The 19,909-nt window shown below is 60.6% G+C and carries 17 protein-coding genes; 12 read left to right on the forward strand and 5 right to left on the reverse strand.

The genetic code is table 11. The features are described 5' to 3' along the window. Positions 1–95 precede the first annotated feature (95 nt). On the forward strand, positions 96–818 hold the full coding sequence (locus AB8B02_RS07975) for a spermidine synthase (RefSeq protein ID WP_439063631.1): 723 nt from the start codon (positions 96–98) through the stop codon (positions 816–818). 10 nt (positions 819–828) lie between these two features. Here AB8B02_RS07975 and AB8B02_RS07980 read toward each other — a convergent pair whose 3' ends face one another. Together AB8B02_RS07980 and AB8B02_RS07985 are read right to left on the reverse strand one after the other, a co-directional pair. Beyond that, positions 829–3,972 carry a multidrug efflux RND transporter permease subunit gene (locus AB8B02_RS07980; protein ID WP_439063632.1) on the reverse strand — a complete coding sequence of 1,048 codons (3,144 nt, stop codon included), beginning with the start codon at positions 3,970–3,972 and terminating at the stop codon, positions 829–831. 2 nt (positions 3,973–3,974) lie between these two features. Beyond that, positions 3,975–5,141: an efflux RND transporter periplasmic adaptor subunit gene (locus tag AB8B02_RS07985; RefSeq protein WP_439063633.1), complete on the reverse strand. Its 1,167-nt coding sequence runs from the start codon at positions 5,139–5,141 to the stop codon at positions 3,975–3,977. Positions 5,142–5,469: 328 nt separating this feature from the next. Between AB8B02_RS07985 and AB8B02_RS07990 the strand changes: the two genes are divergently transcribed. From AB8B02_RS07990 to AB8B02_RS08015, 6 genes are all read left to right on the forward strand, one after another. Then, positions 5,470–5,709 carry a hypothetical protein gene (locus AB8B02_RS07990; RefSeq protein WP_089267192.1) on the forward strand — a complete coding sequence of 80 codons (240 nt, stop codon included), beginning with the start codon at positions 5,470–5,472 and terminating at the stop codon, positions 5,707–5,709. A 176-nt stretch (positions 5,710–5,885) separates the two neighbouring features. Then, positions 5,886–8,330 (forward strand): TonB-dependent receptor, encoded by a 2,445-nt coding sequence (locus tag AB8B02_RS07995; protein ID WP_439063634.1) that lies wholly within the window; start codon positions 5,886–5,888, stop codon positions 8,328–8,330. Positions 8,331–8,333: 3 nt separating this feature from the next. Then, positions 8,334–9,023 carry a Fe2+-dependent dioxygenase gene (locus AB8B02_RS08000; RefSeq protein WP_439063635.1) on the forward strand — a complete coding sequence of 230 codons (690 nt, stop codon included), beginning with the start codon at positions 8,334–8,336 and terminating at the stop codon, positions 9,021–9,023. A gap of 62 nt (positions 9,024–9,085) precedes the next feature. Further along, positions 9,086–9,955: a tonB-system energizer ExbB gene (gene exbB / locus AB8B02_RS08005; RefSeq protein WP_439064610.1), complete on the forward strand. Its 870-nt coding sequence runs from the start codon at positions 9,086–9,088 to the stop codon at positions 9,953–9,955. A gap of 2 nt (positions 9,956–9,957) precedes the next feature. Continuing rightward, positions 9,958–10,440, forward strand: coding sequence for a TonB system transport protein ExbD (gene exbD / locus AB8B02_RS08010; protein ID WP_439063636.1), 483 nt, complete (start codon positions 9,958–9,960; stop codon positions 10,438–10,440). 15 nt (positions 10,441–10,455) lie between these two features. Then, positions 10,456–11,244 (forward strand): energy transducer TonB family protein, encoded by a 789-nt coding sequence (locus AB8B02_RS08015; protein WP_309944423.1) that lies wholly within the window; start codon positions 10,456–10,458, stop codon positions 11,242–11,244. Between the two features lie 13 nt (positions 11,245–11,257). Here the strand turns inward: AB8B02_RS08015 and AB8B02_RS08020 are convergent, their stop codons facing one another. From AB8B02_RS08020 to AB8B02_RS08030, 3 genes are all read right to left on the reverse strand, one after another. Next, the gene (locus AB8B02_RS08020) at positions 11,258–12,004 is read right to left on the reverse strand and encodes an SDR family NAD(P)-dependent oxidoreductase (protein WP_439063637.1); all 747 of its coding nucleotides are present in this window, start codon (positions 12,002–12,004) and stop codon (positions 11,258–11,260) included. Positions 12,005–12,020: 16 nt separating this feature from the next. Next, positions 12,021–12,755: an SDR family oxidoreductase gene (locus AB8B02_RS08025; protein WP_068730627.1), complete on the reverse strand. Its 735-nt coding sequence runs from the start codon at positions 12,753–12,755 to the stop codon at positions 12,021–12,023. Between the two features lie 127 nt (positions 12,756–12,882). After that, positions 12,883–14,721 (reverse strand): IlvD/Edd family dehydratase, encoded by a 1,839-nt coding sequence (locus AB8B02_RS08030; RefSeq protein WP_439063638.1) that lies wholly within the window; start codon positions 14,719–14,721, stop codon positions 12,883–12,885. A gap of 234 nt (positions 14,722–14,955) precedes the next feature. On the opposite strand from AB8B02_RS08030, the gene AB8B02_RS08035 reads away from it, so the two are divergent. The 5 genes from AB8B02_RS08035 (at position 14,956) to AB8B02_RS08055 (ending at position 19,874) form a co-directional block, all read left to right on the forward strand. After that, complete coding sequence (locus AB8B02_RS08035; RefSeq protein ID WP_089267200.1) at positions 14,956–16,023, forward strand: ABC transporter ATP-binding protein; 1,068 nt, start codon at positions 14,956–14,958, stop codon at positions 16,021–16,023. A gap of 73 nt (positions 16,024–16,096) precedes the next feature. Beyond that, complete coding sequence (locus tag AB8B02_RS08040) at positions 16,097–17,422, forward strand: ABC transporter substrate-binding protein (RefSeq protein WP_175367345.1); 1,326 nt, start codon at positions 16,097–16,099, stop codon at positions 17,420–17,422. A 98-nt stretch (positions 17,423–17,520) separates the two neighbouring features. Next, positions 17,521–17,934 (forward strand): RidA family protein, encoded by a 414-nt coding sequence (locus tag AB8B02_RS08045; protein ID WP_439063639.1) that lies wholly within the window; start codon positions 17,521–17,523, stop codon positions 17,932–17,934. A 70-nt stretch (positions 17,935–18,004) separates the two neighbouring features. Further along, positions 18,005–18,964, forward strand: coding sequence for a carbohydrate ABC transporter permease (locus AB8B02_RS08050; protein WP_120291092.1), 960 nt, complete (start codon positions 18,005–18,007; stop codon positions 18,962–18,964). Continuing rightward, positions 18,957–19,874 carry a carbohydrate ABC transporter permease gene (locus AB8B02_RS08055; RefSeq protein ID WP_089267203.1) on the forward strand — a complete coding sequence of 306 codons (918 nt, stop codon included), beginning with the start codon at positions 18,957–18,959 and terminating at the stop codon, positions 19,872–19,874. Before AB8B02_RS08050 ends, AB8B02_RS08055 begins: the two co-directional genes overlap by 8 nt. The last annotated feature ends 35 nt before the right edge of the window (positions 19,875–19,909 follow it).

Consider the following 19,909-nt stretch of genomic DNA (forward strand, 5'->3'; position numbering starts at 1 on the left):
CATTTCGCCGGAGGTGTCTGTCGAGATTTGCACACTTGGGGCATTTCGTTGTTGCCGGGTTGCACGCGCCATGTACATGGTTGGATATGAGCATAATGTTCGAAGAACTGGATTATCGCCCGACGCCGATGGGTGTCCTGACCCTGCGACGTCGGCGGAAGCCGGGCACGGACATCGATATCTTTGAGATCAAGCTCGGCGACGAATTTCTGATGTCGAGCGCATTCACGGCTGCCGAGATCGCGCTGGCGGATATCGGTCTGGCGTCACTAACCGGCAGCGGGCTGGATGTCGTCGTTGGCGGTCTCGGTCTGGGCTACACTGCGCAGGCCGTTCTCGCGCATGAGAAGGTCGGTTCGCTGGTCGTCATTGATGCACTGCCCGAAGTGATCGAATGGCATCAGGCCGGCCTGATCCCGATCGGCCGCGAATTGTCGGCGGACGGGCGCTGCCGTCTCGTCCATGGCGATTTCTTCAAGATGGCGACCTCGACGGGTGGTCATCTCGATCTCGACGAACCCGGTCGTCGCTTCGATGCGATACTGGTCGATATCGACCATGCGCCGGACAACCTGCTGCATCCGAGCCATGCCGTGCTCTATACGGCGGCCGGGCTGCAGCGTCTGTCGGAGCATCTCAAGCCCGGCGGCGTGTTTGCGCTGTGGTCGAACGACCCACCAGAAGCTGCATTCACGGCCGTGATGGAGAGTGTCTTCGGCGCCGTCACCGCGCATGTCGTGGCCTTCGACAATCTGAACGCGGACGAGGAAGTGTCCAACACCGTCTATGTCGGCACCAGGATCGAAGAAGCTGTATAGCGCAGTTGCGCTATTCGGCGGCCTGTTTCGCCAGCATCTGCTTGTCCGACCGATTATCGTCGTCGCGCTTCGATCGTCCCCAGCTCGACATGATATTGGAAAGCTTGTCGAGATAGACATAGACCACTGGTGTCGTGAACAGCGTCAGTGCCTGGCTGACGATCAGGCCGCCGACCATCGCGTAGCCGAGCGGCTGGCGGATTTCCGAACCGGTGCCGGTGCCGAGCATCAACGGCACGCCGCCAAGCAGCGCCGCCATGGTCGTCATCATGATCGGGCGGAAACGCAGGATAGCGGCCTTGCGGATGGCTTCTTCCGGTTCGAGATGTTCGTCGCGCTCGGCAGCAATTGCGAAGTCCACCAGCATGATGCCGTTCTTCTTGACGATGCCGATCAGCAGCACGATGCCGATCAGTGCGATCAGACTGAAATCGAAACCGAACGCCATCAGGATCGCCAGCGCGCCGACGCCGGCAGAGGGCAGGGTGGACAGGATTGTCAGGGGGTGGATGTAGCTCTCATAGAGAATGCCGAGGATCAGATAGACCACAACCAGTGCTGCGAGGATCAGCAGTGGCACCGTCGATAGCGATTGCTGGAATGCCTGCGCCGTGCCCTGGAAGGTGCCGCGCAAGGTCGAGGGCGCGCCGATATCCTGCATGGCAGCCTGTACGGCATCGGTCGCCTGTCCAAGCGCAACACCCTGCGCGAGATTGAAGCTGATCGTGATCGCCGGGAATTGTCCCTGATGGCTGATCGAGAGCGGCCGCACCGGCACCGTCGTCCATTTGGCAAAGGCCGACAGTGGCACCATGTCGCTTGTCGTCGGCGACTTGATATAGATCTTGTCAAGTGAATCGAGCTTGCCCTGCATCTCGGGCAATATCTCGAGAATGACGTGATAGCTGTTCAACTGCGTGAAATACTGCGCGACCTGACGCTGGCCGAACGCATCATACAGTGTGTCGTCGATCAGTTGCGGCTGGATGCCGTAGCGCGAGGCGTTGTCGCGATCGATGGTCAGCGTCAGCGTCGTGCCCTTGGTCTGCTGGTCGGTAGCGACGTCGCGTAGGCCCGGCAGCGTCTGCATCTTGGCCAGAATCTTCGGCGCCCACTCGTTCAGTTCGGCCAGATTGGCGTCCTGCAGCGTATATTCGAACTGGGTGCGGGTAGCCCGGCCACCGAGCCGGATATCCTGTGCCGCCTGCATGAACAGGCGTGCGCCCTGAACCTTCTCCAGCTTCGGTCGCAGCCGTGTGATGATCTGTTGCGCATTGGCGGAACGTTCGTCGCGTGGCTTCAGCGTGATGAACATGCGCCCGGTATTGAGCGCACCGCCACTGCCGCCGATCGACATGGCGACGCTGGCGACGTCGGGATCGGCCTGCACGATCTTGCCGAGTTCTTCCTGGTGGATCTTCATGTCGGCGAAGGAAATATCCTGCGACGCTTCGGAGGAAGCGGTGATCAGGCCGGTGTCCTGCTGCGGGAAGAAGCCCTTCGGGATAATCATGAACAGATAGACCGACAGGACGAGCGTGGCGAAGAACACCATCAGCGTCGTCAGGCGCCAGCGCAGCACGAGGTCGAGGCCGCGCTCATAGGCGCGCAGCAGAGCATCGAAGGCATTCTCGCTGAGCTGATAGAGCCGGCCATGCTTGGCGTGTTTCTCCTCGCGCAGAAAGCGCGAGGCCATCATCGGGGTCAGCGTCAGCGACACCACCAGCGAGACGAAAATCGTCATGGTCAGTGTCACGGCGAATTCGCGGAACAGGCGGCCGATAATGCCACCCATCAGCAGCAGCGGGATCAGCACCGCGACCAGCGAGACTGATATCGAGACAATGGTGAAGCCGATTTCACCGGCGCCTTTCAGCGCGGCAGCCATCGGTGTTTCGCCTTCCTCGATATATCTAGTGATATTTTCCAGCATCACGATGGCGTCGTCGACCACGAAGCCGACCGAGATGGTCAGCGCCATCAGCGATAGGTTGTCGAGCGTATAGCCGAACACCCACATCAGCGCGCAGGCACCGAGCAATGCGAGCGGTACGGTCACGCTGGGAATGACGGTGGCCCAGACGCTGCGCAGGAAGACGAAGATCACCATTACGACGAGCGCGATGGTCAGCAGCAGGGTGAACTGGACATCCTGCACGGCGGCGCGGATGGTCTGCGTGCGATCGCTGAGGACCTCGATCTTCACGGTCGGCGGTATCGCGGCCACCAGACGCGGCAGCTCGGCCTTGATCTTGTCGACGGTGTCGATGACGTTGGCGCCGGGCTGCTTGAAGATCACCAGAAACACGCCGCGCTTGCCATTAGCCCAGGCCGCCTGCTTGGCGTCTTCAGGGCCGGTCACCGCTTGGCCGATATCCCTGACTCGCAGCGGACCACCATTGCGATAGGCGATGATGACGTCGTTCCAGTCCTTCGATTCCGGCAACTGGTCGTTGGCGTAGATCGTGTAGCTGCGGGTCGCGCCGTCGATATTGCCTTTCGGGCTGTCGACAGTGGTGATCGCGATCTGGCTGCGGATGTCCTCGAGTTGCAGCCCCTTGGCGACCAGCTTGGCGGGATCGATCTGGATGCGGATCGCCGGCTTTTGCTGGCCGCCGATCGTAACCTGGGCGACACCGGAGATCTGGCTGATCTGCTGCGCCAGTTGCGCATCGACACTGTCGCTGACGGTTGTAATGGGAAGCGTGTCCGATGTCGCCGACAGCAGCATGATCGGCGAGTCCGCCGGGTTGACCTTGCGATAGGTGGGCGGGCTCGGAAGCGTCTTCGGCAGTTGCCCGCCAGCGGCATTGATCGCGGCTTGCACGTCATTGGCGGCGCCGTCGATCGAGCGGTTGAGGTCGAACTGGATCGTGACTGCCGATGTGCCGAGCGAACTCGTCGAGGTCATCTGCGCCACGCCGGGGATCTGCGCGAGCTGTCGCTCCAGCGGCTGCGCCACCGAGGATGCCATCGTCTCGGGACTGGCGCCGGGCAAGGTGGCGGCGACCTGGATGGTCGGGAAGTCGACCTGCGGCAAAGGCGCGACGGGAAGCTGGGGATAGGAGACCAGGCCGACGAACAGGATGCCGGCCATCAGCAATGATGTTGCGATCGGATAGCGAATGAACGGTGCTGAAATTCCTCCGTTCATGGCTATTCGCCTTTCGCAGGGCTGGCTGCGGATGTTGCGACTGACGTCGCCACCAGCGCGCCCGGCTGCACTTTATATTGCCCGGCGACGATGACGCGCTCGCCGGCGCTCAGCCCGTCCTCGACCACCGTGCGGCCATCGATGGAACGGCCGACCTTGATTTTCTTCAGCTCGGCTTTGTTGTCGGCCCCGACCGCAAAGGCATAGAGCCCGTCGGCCCCATGTTGAACGGCATCGTCGGGAATGACGGTCGCATCATTCAGGGTGGTTACCAGCAACCGTGTCGAGACCGAAAGGCCGGGCCACAGCACGTGGTCCTTGTTGTCGAATACCGCCTTGAGCCGGATCGTGCCGCTGGTCGTATCCACCTGATTATTGATGACTGCGAGCGTGCCTTCCGAGAGCGTCCGCTTTCCGTCGGTGGTCAGCGCGATCACCTTGAGCGGATGTTCCGCGAGCGACTGGCTGATGTCGATGAGGTTCTGTTCAGGCGCGGTGAAGATCACGGCGATCGGCTCGATCTGCGCGATGGTGACGATACCGGTCTGTGTCGCGGCATTGACGATGTTGCCTTGGTCGACCTGACGAAAGCCGACGCGGCCGGAGATCGGCGCCTTGATCGTGGTGTAAGCGAGCTGGGTCTGCGCATTCGAGATCGCGGCATCGTCGGCAGCGATCTGCGCGCTCAACTGCTGCACGGTGGAGCGTTGTGTGTCTGTCTGTTGCCGTGTCGCGAATTCGCCGAGTTTGGTGAAGCGCTGCAAATCCAGATTAGCATTGGCGAGATTGGCTTCGTCCTGCGCTTTCTTGGCCTTGGCCTGATCGAGCGCTGCCTGGAACGGGCGCGGATCGATCTGTGCAAGCAGGTCACCCTCCTTGACGATCTGTCCTTCGGTGAAAGCGATCGTGTCGATCTGACCATCGACGCGGGTCCGCACGACGACAGTATTAAAACCCTGCACGGTGCCTAAACCGCCGAGATAAACGGGGAAATCAGCTTTTTCGACAGATGCGATTTTCACCGGGACGGGGGCAGGGCCGCGCGGTTTGTCGGCATTCGCCTGCTGTGCTCCGGTAGCTCCGTAATGCTGCCATGCGATAGTTCCGCCGGCCGCAAGCAGCGTCAGAGCGATCAGTCCAGTCCATCGAAAACGGATAAGCGTTGTCATGGTGATCTCATCAATCTCTTGGCAGCCACTGACGCAGACATGCGCGTCCGATGCGCGCCCGCGTGGGCGGCTCCTGATCAGCTAGGTGTCGACTCAAATGCTGTAAACACACGACCGCTTGAACGCGTGCTTCATTGCCAAATCTTCATGTTCACTATGATTTACGCGTGATTTCTCGCATCGTTCCAACAGGACACTGCGCCTTGTTTTATGCGGCGTCTTGGACAATCCATCGGCGCAGTGAGAAGCGCCTGGTGTTGTAACTGCGCGTCGTATCCGCCATAGGCTCGTCGAAGCCGACATTGCGGCTTGTAATCCGGAGCGGGACATGGACGAGTTGAATGGGCGGATGATCGCCTGTCAGATTTTGATTACCGGATTGATCGCGCGGGTCGCCAATGACTCGCCGGATCCGCTGCGCTTCCTGACCGACTATCGGGACGAGATCAAAGCCGTCGTGCGTGGCATCAACATCGCCGGCATGGAGAATACGGATCGGGTGAGGCAGTCGGCGCTTCAGACCGTCGACGAGATGTTCTCGCTGATGAAGCCGCCCAGCAGTGAATAGGGTGACCGTTTCATATTACCTCTAGGTAGCTGCCGCGACCAATCTAGACATATTCAAACATAAGAACCCTGCATTCTCGCCCAATTGCGTTGACCACCCGTTCTCCTGCCGACTACGTCCATGGGACAAATTATCGCACTTGATGCGTCCTGGCGTCGCAGTTTTGGGGGAATTCGATGGGTACGGCGAAAATGCCGCGGTCTTTGCGTGCTGTTTCTGAGGTTCGTGTCGGCGAGGGCGCCGATCCCCATTCTGGCCGCAAAGTAACGGCGGTTGCGGGTCTTATCGCGGTTGCGTCGTTCAGCGGTGCCGAAGCGCAGCAATCCACCCTTCCGCCGGTCACAGTGGATGCCCCAGTTGCCCGGCCCCGGCCGGCGGCGTCGAAGCCAAGTCCGGACCAGATTCGCGCGCGCACCGCGCTCCGCCGCGCCGCCCGCCGGGCTCAACCGGTGGCAGTCGCGCCCGTACCGTTTCCGAATGCTGGCGGACTTGCCGCTGATCCTTATGCCGATCCCTCCGCGCCCTATAAAGGCGATCGGCTTGCGGGCGGCAAATTCACCGAGAAGCTGCTGGATACGCCGCGCACCGTCACGGTACTCACCCGGGAAGTTCTCGAGGACAAAAATGCGACGTCGCTGCGCGATGCCGTCCGTTCGACAGCCGGCGTGACGCTTGGAACCGGTGAGGGCGGCAACGCTTTCGGCGATCGCTTCTTCATTCGCGGCTTCGATGCCCGCAATGACGTGTTCGTCGACGGTATCCGCGACCCGGCCGTTAGCATTCGCGAAAACTTCTTCACCGAACAGGTCGAGATCCTGCGCGGTCCGGCATCGTCCTTCGCAGGACGCGGCACCGCAGGCGGTGCGATCAACATTGTCACCAAGCAGGCGGGCGACAAGAATTTCACCAATATCGATACCGCCTTCGGCACCGATGCCACCAAGCGCGTGACTATCGACGCCAATCAGGTGCTGAGCCCGACGGTCTCGGTGCGCGCCGGCGGCCTGTTCCAGGACGCCAATGTTGCTGGCCGCAACACCACGACTGACGATCGCTGGGGAGGCTTCGCGGCCATCAAGTGGACGCCGGTCGATGCCGTGAAGGTCACGGCCAACTACATCCACACCGACCTCAATTCGATCCCGGATTTCGGTATTCCATGGGACCGCGCGGCCAACAAGCCATCAACGGAAACCGGCATCGCCAACCGCAACAACTACTATGGCTTCGCCAATCGCGACTTCCAGCATGCCCGTCAGGATATCGGCTCGCTGAACACCGAAGTCGCGCTGACGCCGGATGTCACCTTCAGCAACAAGATGCGGCTGGAACGTTCGACCCTGGCCTATGTCGGCACTTTGCCGGAAGCGCCCCGCGCCGGCATTCCCGGCTATTCTCCCGATCCTGCCGGCTACGGTTTGGTGCAGCTCAACGCCGTCAGCCGCTACCAGACCACGGACACGATCGCCAACCAGTCTGACTTGAAGTTCAAGTTCGACACCGGCCCGATCAGGCACACGACCATCGTCGGCGCCGAAATCTCGCGCGAGAAGGTCGATATCGACACTTTTACGGGCCTGACGACGGAGTCACTGCCGGGTGGCAGCACCAGCATCGGCTCGGTGATCGTTCCGATCAATAATCCGTATCTGACCTATTCGGCTTTTGCGCAGCCCACCCGTGCCAACAACCCAACGGTGATCAAGGTCGACACCAATGCGGGCTACGCCATCAACACGGCGAACTACAACGACCTCGTCTATCTGAACACCGGCATCCGTTATGACGACTACAGCGTCAGCGCAGGCAAGCCGTTTGCGACCACCACCACGTTCCCGCAAAAGGCGGATAGCGGAAATGTAAACTGGAATGTCGGCCTGACGTTGAAGCCGCTACCCTATGGCAGCGTCTATGCGGCCTATGCCACGTCGACCAACCCGGTCGGTGCGGAACTGGACGGCACCGACGCGCGCTATGGCGGCTTCAACCTCACAGGCGCCTATAATCAGGTGTTTGCGCCGGAGAAGAACAAGTCGGCGGAAGTCGGTACCAAGTGGGAACTGTTCGATGGCCATTTGTTGCTGACAGGCGCCCTGTTCGAGACCACCAAGAGCAATGCGCGCGAGCAGTTGACCGTTGCCGGTACCACGCAGGTCGTGGCTGGCGCGTCATACCGAATCCGCGGCATCGATCTCGGCGTCGCCGGCAAGATTACCGATCGCTGGAGCGTGTTCGGCGGTCTGGTTCTGATGGAATCCAAGGTGTTGAACTCGGCAACGCCTGCTTTCATCGGGCGCGATCTCGCCAATATCGCGCATCAATCGTTCAACCTGATGACCAAGTACAAGTTCGACTACGGCTGGGAGCTGGGCGGGCAGGCGACCTATCAGTCGCAGCGCACCGGTGGCATTCTGTACACGACCACCACGACGGTCCTGCCGGAATTCTGGCGCTTCGACATGTTTGTCGAGAAGAAGATCGACCAGAACATCACGCTCAAGCTGTTCGTCAACAACCTGACCAACAAGCTTTACTATGACGGCTTCTACAACAGCGCTGCACCGTTCGTGCTGGTGGCGCCGGGTCGGTCGGGAACACTTGTTCTCAGTGGGAAGTTCTAGAGGATGCTGATCTGCATCCCTGATGTCTTGAGCAAAAGTGATGTGGCGGAGTTCCGCCGCATCATGGATGCGGCCGGTTGGGAGGACGGTCGCTCGACTGCCGGTGCGCAATCGGCTCTGGTCAAAAGGAACGAGCAACTGCCGCCGGACAGCGATGTGGCCCGCACGCTCGGTAATCAGATTATCTCGGCACTGACGTCGAACCCGCGGTTTCTGTCTGCAGCAATTCCGCTGCATATCTTCCCGCCGCTGTTCAATCGTTACGTCTCGTCGGATGGACATCACTTCGGCGTGCATGTCGACAATGCGGTGCGCGGCGATCATCTCACCGGCATGCGTATCCGCACCGACCTGTCAGTGACGCTGTTCCTCTCCGAGCCCGAAGAATATGAAGGCGGTGAGCTCGTCATTGAAGACAATTACGGCTCACACGAGGTGAAGCTGCCGGCCGGCCACCTCGTACTTTATCCTGCTTCCAGTTTGCACCTTGTAACACCTCTAAGGGCAGGTATGCGCGTAGCGTCTTTTTTCTGGCTACAGAGCATGATACGTGATGCTCATGCGCGCAGCATGATCTTCGATCTCGACAGCGCGATTCAGAGCCTAGTTGAACGTCTCGGAAGAGACGACCCAGAAACGGTCAAATTAACGGGCATCTATCATAATCTCATCCGCTACTGGGCCGAGGTATAAGCTTGTTTAGAACTATTCTTAAGTTGCTGGCTGTGCTGGCAGTCGTCGCATTTGCTTCGCCAATGATTGCGCAGCAGGCTGCAAAGCCCGTGGCGCCGGTGGTTACTCAGGCAGCTCCCACTGCGGCGCCGGCCCCGGTAACTGCTCAGCCGAGCAGCCCAGTGGCGAGCCCGGCCGCTTCGACAGCTCTTGCTAGCCCGGTGACGGAGGCCGCGCCCAGGCCGATGGTCGCTACCGGCGAGCACGATCTGTCGCCCTGGAAAATGTTCATGGGTGCCGACATCATCGTCAAGGCGGTGATGGTGGGTCTGGCTTTCGCATCGGTCGTCACCTGGACGGTCGGCATCTTCAAGATGATGGAACTGACCTGGGCCATGCGTCGCCTGAAGGCCGCGCTCCGCAAGATCGGTGAATCGCGTTCGCTGTCCGAGGCGCAGATGGCGCTCGGTGAGCGCGGCACGATCCTGTCGCGCTTTTTGGCAGCGGCGATGCGGGAAGGGCGGATGTCCGCCGGCATTTCGAGCGATGAAGGCATCAAGGAGCGCGCCGCGTCGAGCTTTGGCGAGATCGTTCGCGCTGAGGGCCGCAAGGTACGCACCGGTATGGGCATCCTCGCGACCATTGGCGCAACGTCGCCGTTCGTCGGACTGTTCGGCACCGTCTGGGGCATCATGAACAGCTTCATCGGTATCTCGAAATCGCAGACTACGAATCTCGCCGTCGTCGCGCCCGGCATCGCCGAAGCACTGCTGGCGACCGCCATCGGCCTCGTCGCGGCGATCCCGGCGGTCATCATCTACAATCACTTCTCGCGCGTGACGAAGGCCTACATGGAAATCGTCGGCCGTGCGCAGGGCGCCGCCGGTCGTCTGCTGTCACGCGATCTTGATCGCACGCATTCGAGTTCACACGCACGCGCAGCGGCTGAATAATCATGGGTATGTCGCTTTCCGAGGGTGCAGACGACGATGATGATTTCGGTGAAAATCACGAAATCAACGTCACACCCTTCATCGACGTCATTCTGGTTCTGCTGATCATCTTCATGGTGGCCGCGCCGCTGTCGACGGTGGACCTGCCGATCAATCTGCCGTCCTCTACGGTGACGCCGCAGAAGAAGCCGGACAAGCCGACCTATGTGAGCATCAAGCCCGACCTGGCGGTCGCGATCGGCGAGAACATGGTCAAGCGTGTCGATCTGGTGCGTCAGCTCGATGCGATGGGCGATGGCAACAAGGATCGTCCGATCTTCCTGCGCGTCGATCGCGCGGTGCCCTATGGCGAATTCTTCGATGTGATGGAACGGCTGCGTGCCGGTGGCTATCAGAAGACCAAGCTTGTTGCACTGGAAGGGGTTCCGGATGCCGCTGCGGTATCGCCGGCACCGATCGCTGCACCTGACGCGCCGAAGCCCTGACGTTACGGAAGCGCTATGTCCGAGCTCGATAGAAAGTCGTCCTGGCGACTGTGGCTGATCGCGGCGCTTGTCGCCGTGCTGCTGCATGTCGGCGGCATCGCCGCGGCTGTGTTCGAGATGCAGCAGGAAGAAGACGACGACGGCCTCGGCGCCAATGCCATCGAAGTCGGGATGGAAATGGTGTCGCCCGACGTCGAGCCGACCGATCTTCCGCAGGGCCCGGATTCGGAGGCCTCGACCGCATCTCCGGCCGTTCAGGAGCAGAAGGCTGTCGAGAAGCAGAGCGATCTCCCCAAGGAGACGCCGCACGAGAGCGAAGAACCCGATCAGGTCGTGACCGAGAGCAAGGCGACCAAGCCGGAAGAAGAGACACCCGAAAAGGCGCAAAAACAGCAGCAGGCGTCGCAGGAATCCGTCGCGTCGGAAGCCGCCGCGCAGCAGAAGCTCGATGATTCCAAGACCGGCGAGAAAGCGCAGGCGCAGCAGGGCGGCATCGGCACCGACAAGAAGCGCCTGTCGACAATCTGGTCCAAGCAACTCAGCGCCTATCTCGAAAAGAACAAGCGCTATCCGCAGGAACGCCAGCAGAAGACCGCCGAAGTGACAGTGAATTTCGAGATCGACCGCGTCGGCAAGGTCTTGGCTGTGCGGGTGGTGAAGGGCTCTGGCGACGCCGCATTCGACGAGGCCGCGGTTGCTATGGTCCGCCGCTCAGACCCGCTGCCGGCGCCGCCGCCGTTGATCGCCGACGACGGCCTGAGCTTCACCGTGCCCGTGATCTTCCGCGTCAAGGGCAAGGGCTGACGAGAAGGGCGACTTAGTAGGTCGCCCGTCCGCCCGAAATATCGAACACCGCGCCGGTCGAGAAGGCGCAGTCTTCCGAGGCCAGCCACGCAGCCATTGCGGCCAGTTCCTGCACCAGTACGAAACGTCCTTTCGGAATCTTCGACAGCATGAAGTTGATGTGCTGTTCCGTCATCTGGTCGAAGATCGCCGTCTTCGCGGCAGCAGGCGTGATGGCGTTGATGTTGATCTCGTGGCCGGCGAGTTCCTTGCCGAGCGATTTGGTCAGCGCGATCAGGCCGGCCTTCGACGCCGAATAGTGCGAGGCATTCGGATTGCCTTCCTTGCCGGCGATCGAGGCGATGTTGACGATACGGCCGTAATTCTGCTTCAGCATCACCGGTACAACGGCCTTGCAGCACAGGAACGGGCCGTCGAGATTGATGCGCATCACCTTGCGCCAGTCGTCGTAATCGATCTCCCACACCGGCTTGTTGAATCCAGTGATGCCGGCATTGTTGACCAGGATATCGATCTTGCCGAACTCTTGAAGCGTCGCAGCGCGAGCTTCATCAATTGAAGCCACGTCCGTGACGTCGACTTTGAGGGCAATCACGTCGTCGCCGATTTCGCTCGCCGTTTTTACGGCCAGGTCAATATCCTGATCCCAGATCGCCACCTTGGCGCCGGAAGCCACGAAGCGTTCGGTGATCGCGCGGCCAAAGCCCTGGGCGCCGCCCGTGACCACGGCGTAGCGGCCGTTCAGATCGATCTTGTTCATGATGCGATGTCCTCGGTTACAGCGTCCAGCCGCCGTCGATGATGTGTGCGACGCCGGTGGTGAAGGCGCTCTCGTCGCTGGCGAGATAGACGGCGAGGGATGCGATTTCCTCGGCGGTCCCGAGGCGGCCCATCGGCTGCCGGCTCACGAACAGCTCGCGGCCATTCGGGCCTGCGGCTGCGGCGCGGTCGAGCATCGACGGCGTTTCGATCGTGCCAGGGCAGATCGCATTGCAGCGAATGCCTTTGGTGATGTAGTCGACGGCCACAGCACGGGTGAGGGCGGCGACGGCGGCTTTGGTTGCGCCATAGACGTAGCGGTTAGGCGCTGCCTTGAAGACACCGGCGGCGGAGGAAATGTTGACGATCGCACCATTGCCGCGCGCGAGCATGCCGGGCAGGAACGCACGGATGGTCCGGTGCATCGATTTGACGTTCAGGTCGAACGAGAAGTCCCAGTCGGAATCGGAGCATTCCAGTGCTGCGCCGTGATGCACGAAGCCGGCGGCGTTGAGCAGGATGTCGATATCGCCGACCTTCTTCGCCATCGCTTCGACGGCAGCCGTGTCGCGCACGTCGAGCCGTGCAGTCTCGGCGATACCATCCTTGGTCAGCAGCGCCACGCCCTTGTCGTCGATATCGGTGGCGAACACCGTTGCGCCTTCGCGCGCAAAGGCCAGTGCACAGGCGCGGCCGATACCGACAGCGCCCGCGGTGACGAAGGCGCGTTTGCCTTTCAAGCGGTCAGACATGTGAAATCTCCCTGAAATTTTTCATTCACTCTCCGCCGTCATTGCGAGGAGCGAAGCGACGAAGCAATCCAGAAGCCAAGAAGAAAGACAGGATTGCTTCGCTGCGCTCGCAATGACGACCGAGGGATTAGTGATTATGCCGCGCCGTCCCGACCGTGCCGGCGATATCGCGATATCGCGTCGCCAGTTCGAGACAGGCGCCGGTGGCCTGCTGGCCGACGGTGTTGCGATAGAGCTCCTGCCACGGCGTCTGGTTGGCCGGATATTTGAATCCGCCATTGGCCATCAGTTCGGCGCGACGCCGCTTCAGCTCCTCGTCGGAGATCAGGATATTCGCCGAGCCCTTGTTGAGATCGATGCGCACCTTGTCGCCCGTTTTCAGGATTGCGAGGCCGCCATTGGCTGCCGCTTCAGGCGTCGCGTTGAGGATCGACGGCGAGCCGGATGTGCCCGACTGCCGGCCATCGCCGATGCAGGGCAGCGATAGAATGCCGCGTTTGATCAGCGCTGCCGGCGGCTGCATGTTCACGACTTCCGCGCCGCCGGGATAGCCGATCGGGCCGGTGCCGCGCACGAACAGGATGCAATGCTCGTCAATATCGAGCGAGGCATCGTCGATGCGATGGTGATAATCCTCCGGCCCCTCGAACACGATGGCGCGGCCTTCAAATGCGTTCGGATCCTTCGGATTGATCAGATAGCGATCGCGGAATTCCTTGGAGATCACCGAGGTCTTCATGATCGCGGAATCAAACAGATTGCCGCGCAACACGAGGAAGCCGGCATCAGCCACCAGCGGCTTGTCATAGGACCAGATGACGTCGTTGTCCGGTTTGGGCGAGGCGGCGCAATTTTCCCCCATGGTCTTGCCGTTCACCGTGATCACATCCTCATGGATGCGCTTGTGCTTCATCAGCTCGCGGACCACCGAGGGCACACCACCGGCGCGATGATATTCCTCGCCGAGATAGAAACCGGCCGGCTGCATGTTGACCAGCAGCGGTACGTCATGGCCGAATTTCTGCCAGTCGTCGATATCGAGTTCGACACCGATATGACGCGCCAGCGCGTTGATATGAATGGGCGCGTTGGTCGAACCCCCAATGGCGGAATTGACCACGATGCAGTTCTCGAACGCCTTGCGCGTCAGGATGTCGGACGGCTTGAGGTCCTCCCACACCATGTCGACGATACGGCTGCCCGTCTCATAGGCAATCTGGCCGCGCTCGCGATAGGGAGCGGGGATGGCAGCGCAGCCGGGCAGTGACATGCCCAAAGCTTCGGCCAGCGAGTTCATCGTCGACGCGGTGCCCATGGTGTTGCAATGGCCGACCGACGGCGCCGAGGACGCGACCAGCGTCATGAATTCTTCGTAGCCGATCTCGCCGGCGGCAAGGCGTTCACGTGATTTCCACACCACGGTGCCGGAGCCGGTACGCTGGCCTTCGTGCCAGCCGTTCAACATCGGACCGCCGGACAACACGATTGCGGGGAGATTGACTGTCGCTGCTGCCATCAAACAGGCCGGCGTGGTTTTGTCGCAGCCGGTTGTCAGCACGACGCCATCGAGCGGATAACCGAACAGGATTTCCACAAGGCCGAGATAAGCAAGGTTGCGATCAAGCGCCGCAGTCGGCCGCTTACCGGTCTCCTGAATCGGATGTACCGGGAATTCCATCACAAGACCGCCGGCGGCGGTAATGCCTTCGCGCACGCGCTTGGCGAGTTCGAGATGATGGCGATTGCAGGGCGACAGGTCGTTGCCAGTCTGCGCAATGCCGATGATCGGCTTGCCGGACTGCAATTCGTGACGCGTCAGGCCGTAGTTCAGATAGCGCTCAAGATAGAGTGCAGTCATTCCGGGATTGTGGGGATCGTTGAACCATTCGCTCGAACGAAGTTTGCGCTTGGTTGCCTTTGCAGGCGAGGTCCCCGCAGTCGGCGTGGACGAAGTCGACTTGGTCATCATTTCTCCCGCAGCGCACACTTTATATTCTGGTGCGTCGTCTCTTTTGATTGGTCACGAATGTTTGCACGCCACTGGCTGCTTCGCAACGTTTGCATCTGCGAAGTTTTTCTACGACTATGATCCAACGACACGCCGCCAGAAAATCTGGTAGGATGTCAGACAAGTAAGAACAGGCGGCTCCGGCAATCGGAGGACGCAGTCTCTAAAATGGGACATTTGGGAGGGAAATGTATGGCGTCCGTGCAGATTCACGACGTTCGTAAGTCTTTTGGCGGTTTTGAGGTTCTCCACGGCGTGTCGGTCCCCATCGAGGATGGCCAATTCGTGGTGCTGGTTGGGCCATCCGGCTGCGGAAAATCCACATTGCTGCGCATGTTGGCGGGCTTGGAGAAGATCACCTCCGGCACGATCTCGATCGGCGATCGCGTGGTCAATGATGTCCAGCCGAAAGAGCGCGACATCGCCATGGTGTTCCAGAATTACGCGCTGTATCCGCATATGACGGTTGCCCAGAATATGGGCTTTTCGCTCAAGCTGCGCGGCGCCGACAAAAGCGAGATCGATCAGAAGGTCAATCGCGCCGCCGATATTCTCGATTTGAGGCGATTGCTTGAGCGTTTCCCCCGGCAGTTGTCGGGCGGTCAGCGTCAGCGCGTCGCCATGGGCCGCGCCATTGTGCGTGACCCGCAAGTGTTTTTGTTCGACGAGCCGCTGTCGAATCTCGATGCCAAGCTGCGCGTCGCCATGCGCGCCGAGATCAAGGAACTGCATCAGCGCCTCAAGACCACGACGGTCTATGTGACGCATGACCAGATTGAGGCCATGACCATGGCCGACAAGATCGTGGTGATGCAGGACGGCATCGTCGAGCAGATGGGCGCACCGCTGGAACTCTACGATCGCCCCGAGAACAAGTTCGTTGCCGGCTTCATCGGGTCGCCTGCGATGAATTTTCTCGAAGGCACGCTGAAGGTGAATGGTGGCCAGCCCTGGGTGGAAACCGCCAATGGCGCGAAGTTGCCGATTACGGCAGCACCTGCGGCAGGGAACGACAAGGCTGTCACTTACGGCATTCGTCCCGAGCATCTCGAATTCGCCGATGACGGCATCGAGGCCGAGGTCGTGGTGGTCGAGCCGATGGGGTCGGAAACCCAGGTCGTTGCGCGCATCGGCACCCAGGACATCATCGCGATCTTCCGCGATCGGCGTCCGGTCGCACCGGGCGACAAGATTCATCTCAGGCCGCGCGCGAATTCGGCGCATCTGTTCGACAAGGAGACCGGCAAGCGCGTCAACTGACGCGCTGTTGCACCAAATCAATTTCAAAACATTGGTCGATCAACGAACCAATATTACAGGGAGAAGACGAAAGATGACTGGATTTACACCGGATCGCCGATCTCTGCTCAAGGGCGGCGCGATCACGCTTGCTGCTGCGGCGACCATGTCCGCGGATCAATTGCTGGGCTACGCAAAAGCCTGGGCGCAGGCCTCACAGTGGAAGCCGGAAGCCGGCGCCAAGATCAACCTGCTGCGCTGGAAGCGCTTCGTCGAAGCCGAAGACGTGGCTTTCATGAAGATCGTCGACGCCTTCCAGAAGGCGACCGGCGTCACCATCACCGTCTCCAACGAATCCTATGACGACATTCAGCCAAAGGCTTCGGTCGCGGCGAATACCGGGCAGGGCCTCGACATGGTCTGGGGCCTGTACTCCCTGCCGTTCCTGTTCCCGACCAAGTGCATGGACGTCTCCGACGTCGCCGACTATCTCGGCAAGAAGAACGGCGGCTGGGCCGAGTCCGGCAAGCAGTACGGCATGCATAACGGCAAGTGGATCGGCGTTCCGGTCGCTGCGACCGGCGGTCTGGTGAATTATCGCGTCGCCGCCGCTGAAAAGGCCGGCCACAAGACGTTCCCGAATGATCTCGGTGGCTTCCAGGATCTGTTCAAGGGCATGAACAAGAACGGCACCCCCGGCGGCATGGCGCTGGGCCACGCTTCGGGCGATGCCAATGGCTGGGTGCACTGGGCGCTGTGGGCCCATGGCGGCAAGCTGATCGACAAGGACAACAAGGTCACGATCAATTCTCCGGAGACCGCGAAGTCCCTGGAATACGTCAAGTCGCTCTACGATAACTTCATTCCCGGCACCGCATCCTGGAACGACTCGTCGAACAACAAGGCATTCCTGGCCGGCCAGCTGCATCTGACGACCAACGGCATCTCGGTCTATGTGACCGCAAAGAAGGAAGCCCCGGCGATTGCCGAAGACATGAACCACGCGCATTTGCCCGTCGGTCTGGACGGCAAGCGACGTGAGCTTCATCTCGGTTTCCCGATCCTGATCTTCTCCTTCACCAAGTTCCCGCAGGCCTGCAAGGCGTTCACCGCCTTCATGATGGAGCCCGAGCAGTTCAATCCGTGGGTCGAGTCAGCCCAGGGCTATCTGTCGCCGTTCCAGCTTGCTTTCGAGAAGAACCCGATCTGGACCGCCGATCCGAAGAACACGCCATATCGCGACGTGGCTTCGACGGCAACGACCCCGGCGGGCGAAGCGCAGATGAGCGAGAATGCGGCGGCGGCGATCGCCGACTTCGTGGTCGTCGACATGTACGCCAATTACTGCACGGGCCGCGAGGACGTGAAGACCGCGATGTCGTCTGCCGAGCGCGCGGCGAAGCGCATCTTCCGCGCCTGAGGACGACCTTGCCGGCGCGGAGCGACCCGCGCCGGCAACTCTCCGGAGCAGCCGTGAATCTCGTTTCACAAAAGGCTGCCTGAACGATGGGAATGGGAATGCCAGAGACCGACTACAAGACAGTTCTCCCGGAAGGCTGGACGCGGCCGCGCGGTTTTGCGCATGCGGTGGTGGCCGGCGGTACGCGGAGCGTCCGGATCTCCGGTCAGCTCGGCAAGCAGAACGGGCAGGGCGAAGTCGCCGCGGGATCCGACTTCGGTACGCAGTGGCGCTACGCGATGGAGAATCTCGTCACCGTGCTGAAGGCAGCGGGCGGCGAACCCAAGCAAATCGTGATGCTGCGCGCTTATGTTACCGACATCAACGCATTCAAGACGTCCGGCGCCGCCGTTGGCGAAGCCTGGGGCGCGACGCTCGGTAAGCATTTTCCAGCAATGACACTGGTTCAGGTTTCCGCTCTGATCGATCCGCACGCACGTGTCGAGATCGAGGGCGAAGCGATCCTGCCGTAACCGGATCATGACGCATGACTGACTGCACGACATCAGACCGAAGCCGACATCCGACTGGAGCTATCTTGCAATGACCACGATCCAGACATCGATGCCGGGGGCAGGGAAAGTGATCCCCAGATCCTCGGCCTGGGACCGGCTGCGGATCAACCGCAACTGGCTCGCATTGTGGTTCATGCTGCCGGCCGCGGCATTCCTGCTGCTGTTTCTCGCTTACCCGCTGTTCCTTGGCGTCTGGATGAGCTTCACCGACGATCGCATCGGTCGCGGCGGCGTGTTTGTCGGACTAGAGAACTACGAATGGCTGAAGGACGACAGCATCTTCTGGCTCTCGGTGTTTAATACGCTGCTCTATACGATCGTCGCCTCGGCCATCAAATTCGCCGTCGGCCTCTATCTGGCGCTGCTGCTCAACCGCCACATGCCGTTCAAGGCGCTGATCCGCGCCGCCGTGCTGATCCCGTTCATCGTGCCGACGGTGCTGTCGGCCATCGCGTTCTGGTGGATCTACGACTCGCAGTTTTCGATCATCTCGTGGTCGCTGATCAAAATGGGGCTGATCGACCACAACATTAATTTCCTGGGCGACAGCAACTGGGCACGAGGGAGCGTGATCTTCGCCAATATCTGGCGCGGCGTGCCGTTCGTGGCGATCACGCTACTGGCTGGTCTGCAGACCGTGTCGCCGTCACTCTATGAAGCCGCGACGCTGGATGGTGCCACCTCGTGGCAGCGCTTCCGCTTTATCACCTATCCGCTGCTGACGCCGATCATCGCGGTCGTCATGACCTTCTCGGTGCTGTTTACGTTTACCGACTTCCAGCTGATCTGGGCGCTGACTCGCGGCGGTCCGGTGAATGCAACGCATCTGATGGCGACGCTGAGCTATCAGCGCGGCATTCTTTCGGGTCGGCTCGGCGAGGGCGCAGCCATCGCCACCGCCATGATCCCGTTCCTCCTGGCAGCCATCGCCATTTCCTGGTTCGGCATGCAACGCCGCAAGTGGCAGCAAGGCACTGACAATGACTGATCACGCCGTCGATCACCGTACTGCCGTCGCGCCGACCGTCGAGAAAGACGATCACAGTGAGGGCATGGCCTATCTGGAGTCGCTGCCGAGGCGCATCGTCACGCTCTACATTCCGTTGTTCATCATCGTGGTGATCCTGCTGTTCCCGTTCTACTGGATGGCGCTGACCTCGATCAAACCCGACGAGCAACTGATCGACATGGAGCGGTTCAATCCGTTCTGGGTGATCAAGCCGACCTTCAAGCACATTCAAAAGCTGCTGTTCGAAACCAACTATCCGCAGTGGCTGTGGAATACGATGTATGTGGCAGCGGCTTCGACATTTTTGTCGATCGTTGCCAGTGTGCTCGCCGCCTATGCCATCGTGCGGCTGCGCTTCCGTGGTGCCGAGACGGTCGGGGCGCTGATCTTCATGGCCTATCTGGTGCCGCCGTCGATCCTGTTCATCCCGCTGGCCTCGGTCATCCAGGCCTATGGCCTGTTCGACTCGCCGCTGTCGCTGATCCTGGTCTATCCGACGCTGCTGATCCCGTTCTCGACCTGGCTCCTGATGGGCTATTTCAAGACCATCCCGTTTGAGCTCGAGGAATGCGCCCTCATCGACGGCGCCTCGCGCTGGCAGATCCTGGTCAAGATCATCATCCCGCTTGCGGTGCCCGGCCTGATCTCGGCCTTCATCTTCTCGTTCACTTTGTGCTGGAACGAGTTCATCTATGCGCTGACCTTCCTGCAATCGACCCAGAACAAGACCGTGCCTGTGGCCATCGTCAACGAATTCGTCGACGGCGACATCTACAAATGGGGCTCGCTGATGGCCGGCGCGCTGGTTGGCTCGCTGCCGCTGGTGATCCTGTATGCTTTCTTCGTCGAGCACTATGTGTCGGCGATGACGGGCGCGGTGAAGGAGTAGGCGGCTTACCCAATGTACCGCCCTCATCCTGAGGA

Origin of the sequence: Tardiphaga sp. 862_B3_N4_1, assembly GCF_051811085.1 — a bacterium.
Taxonomy (GTDB): Bacteria; Pseudomonadota; Alphaproteobacteria; order Rhizobiales; family Xanthobacteraceae; genus Tardiphaga; species Tardiphaga robiniae.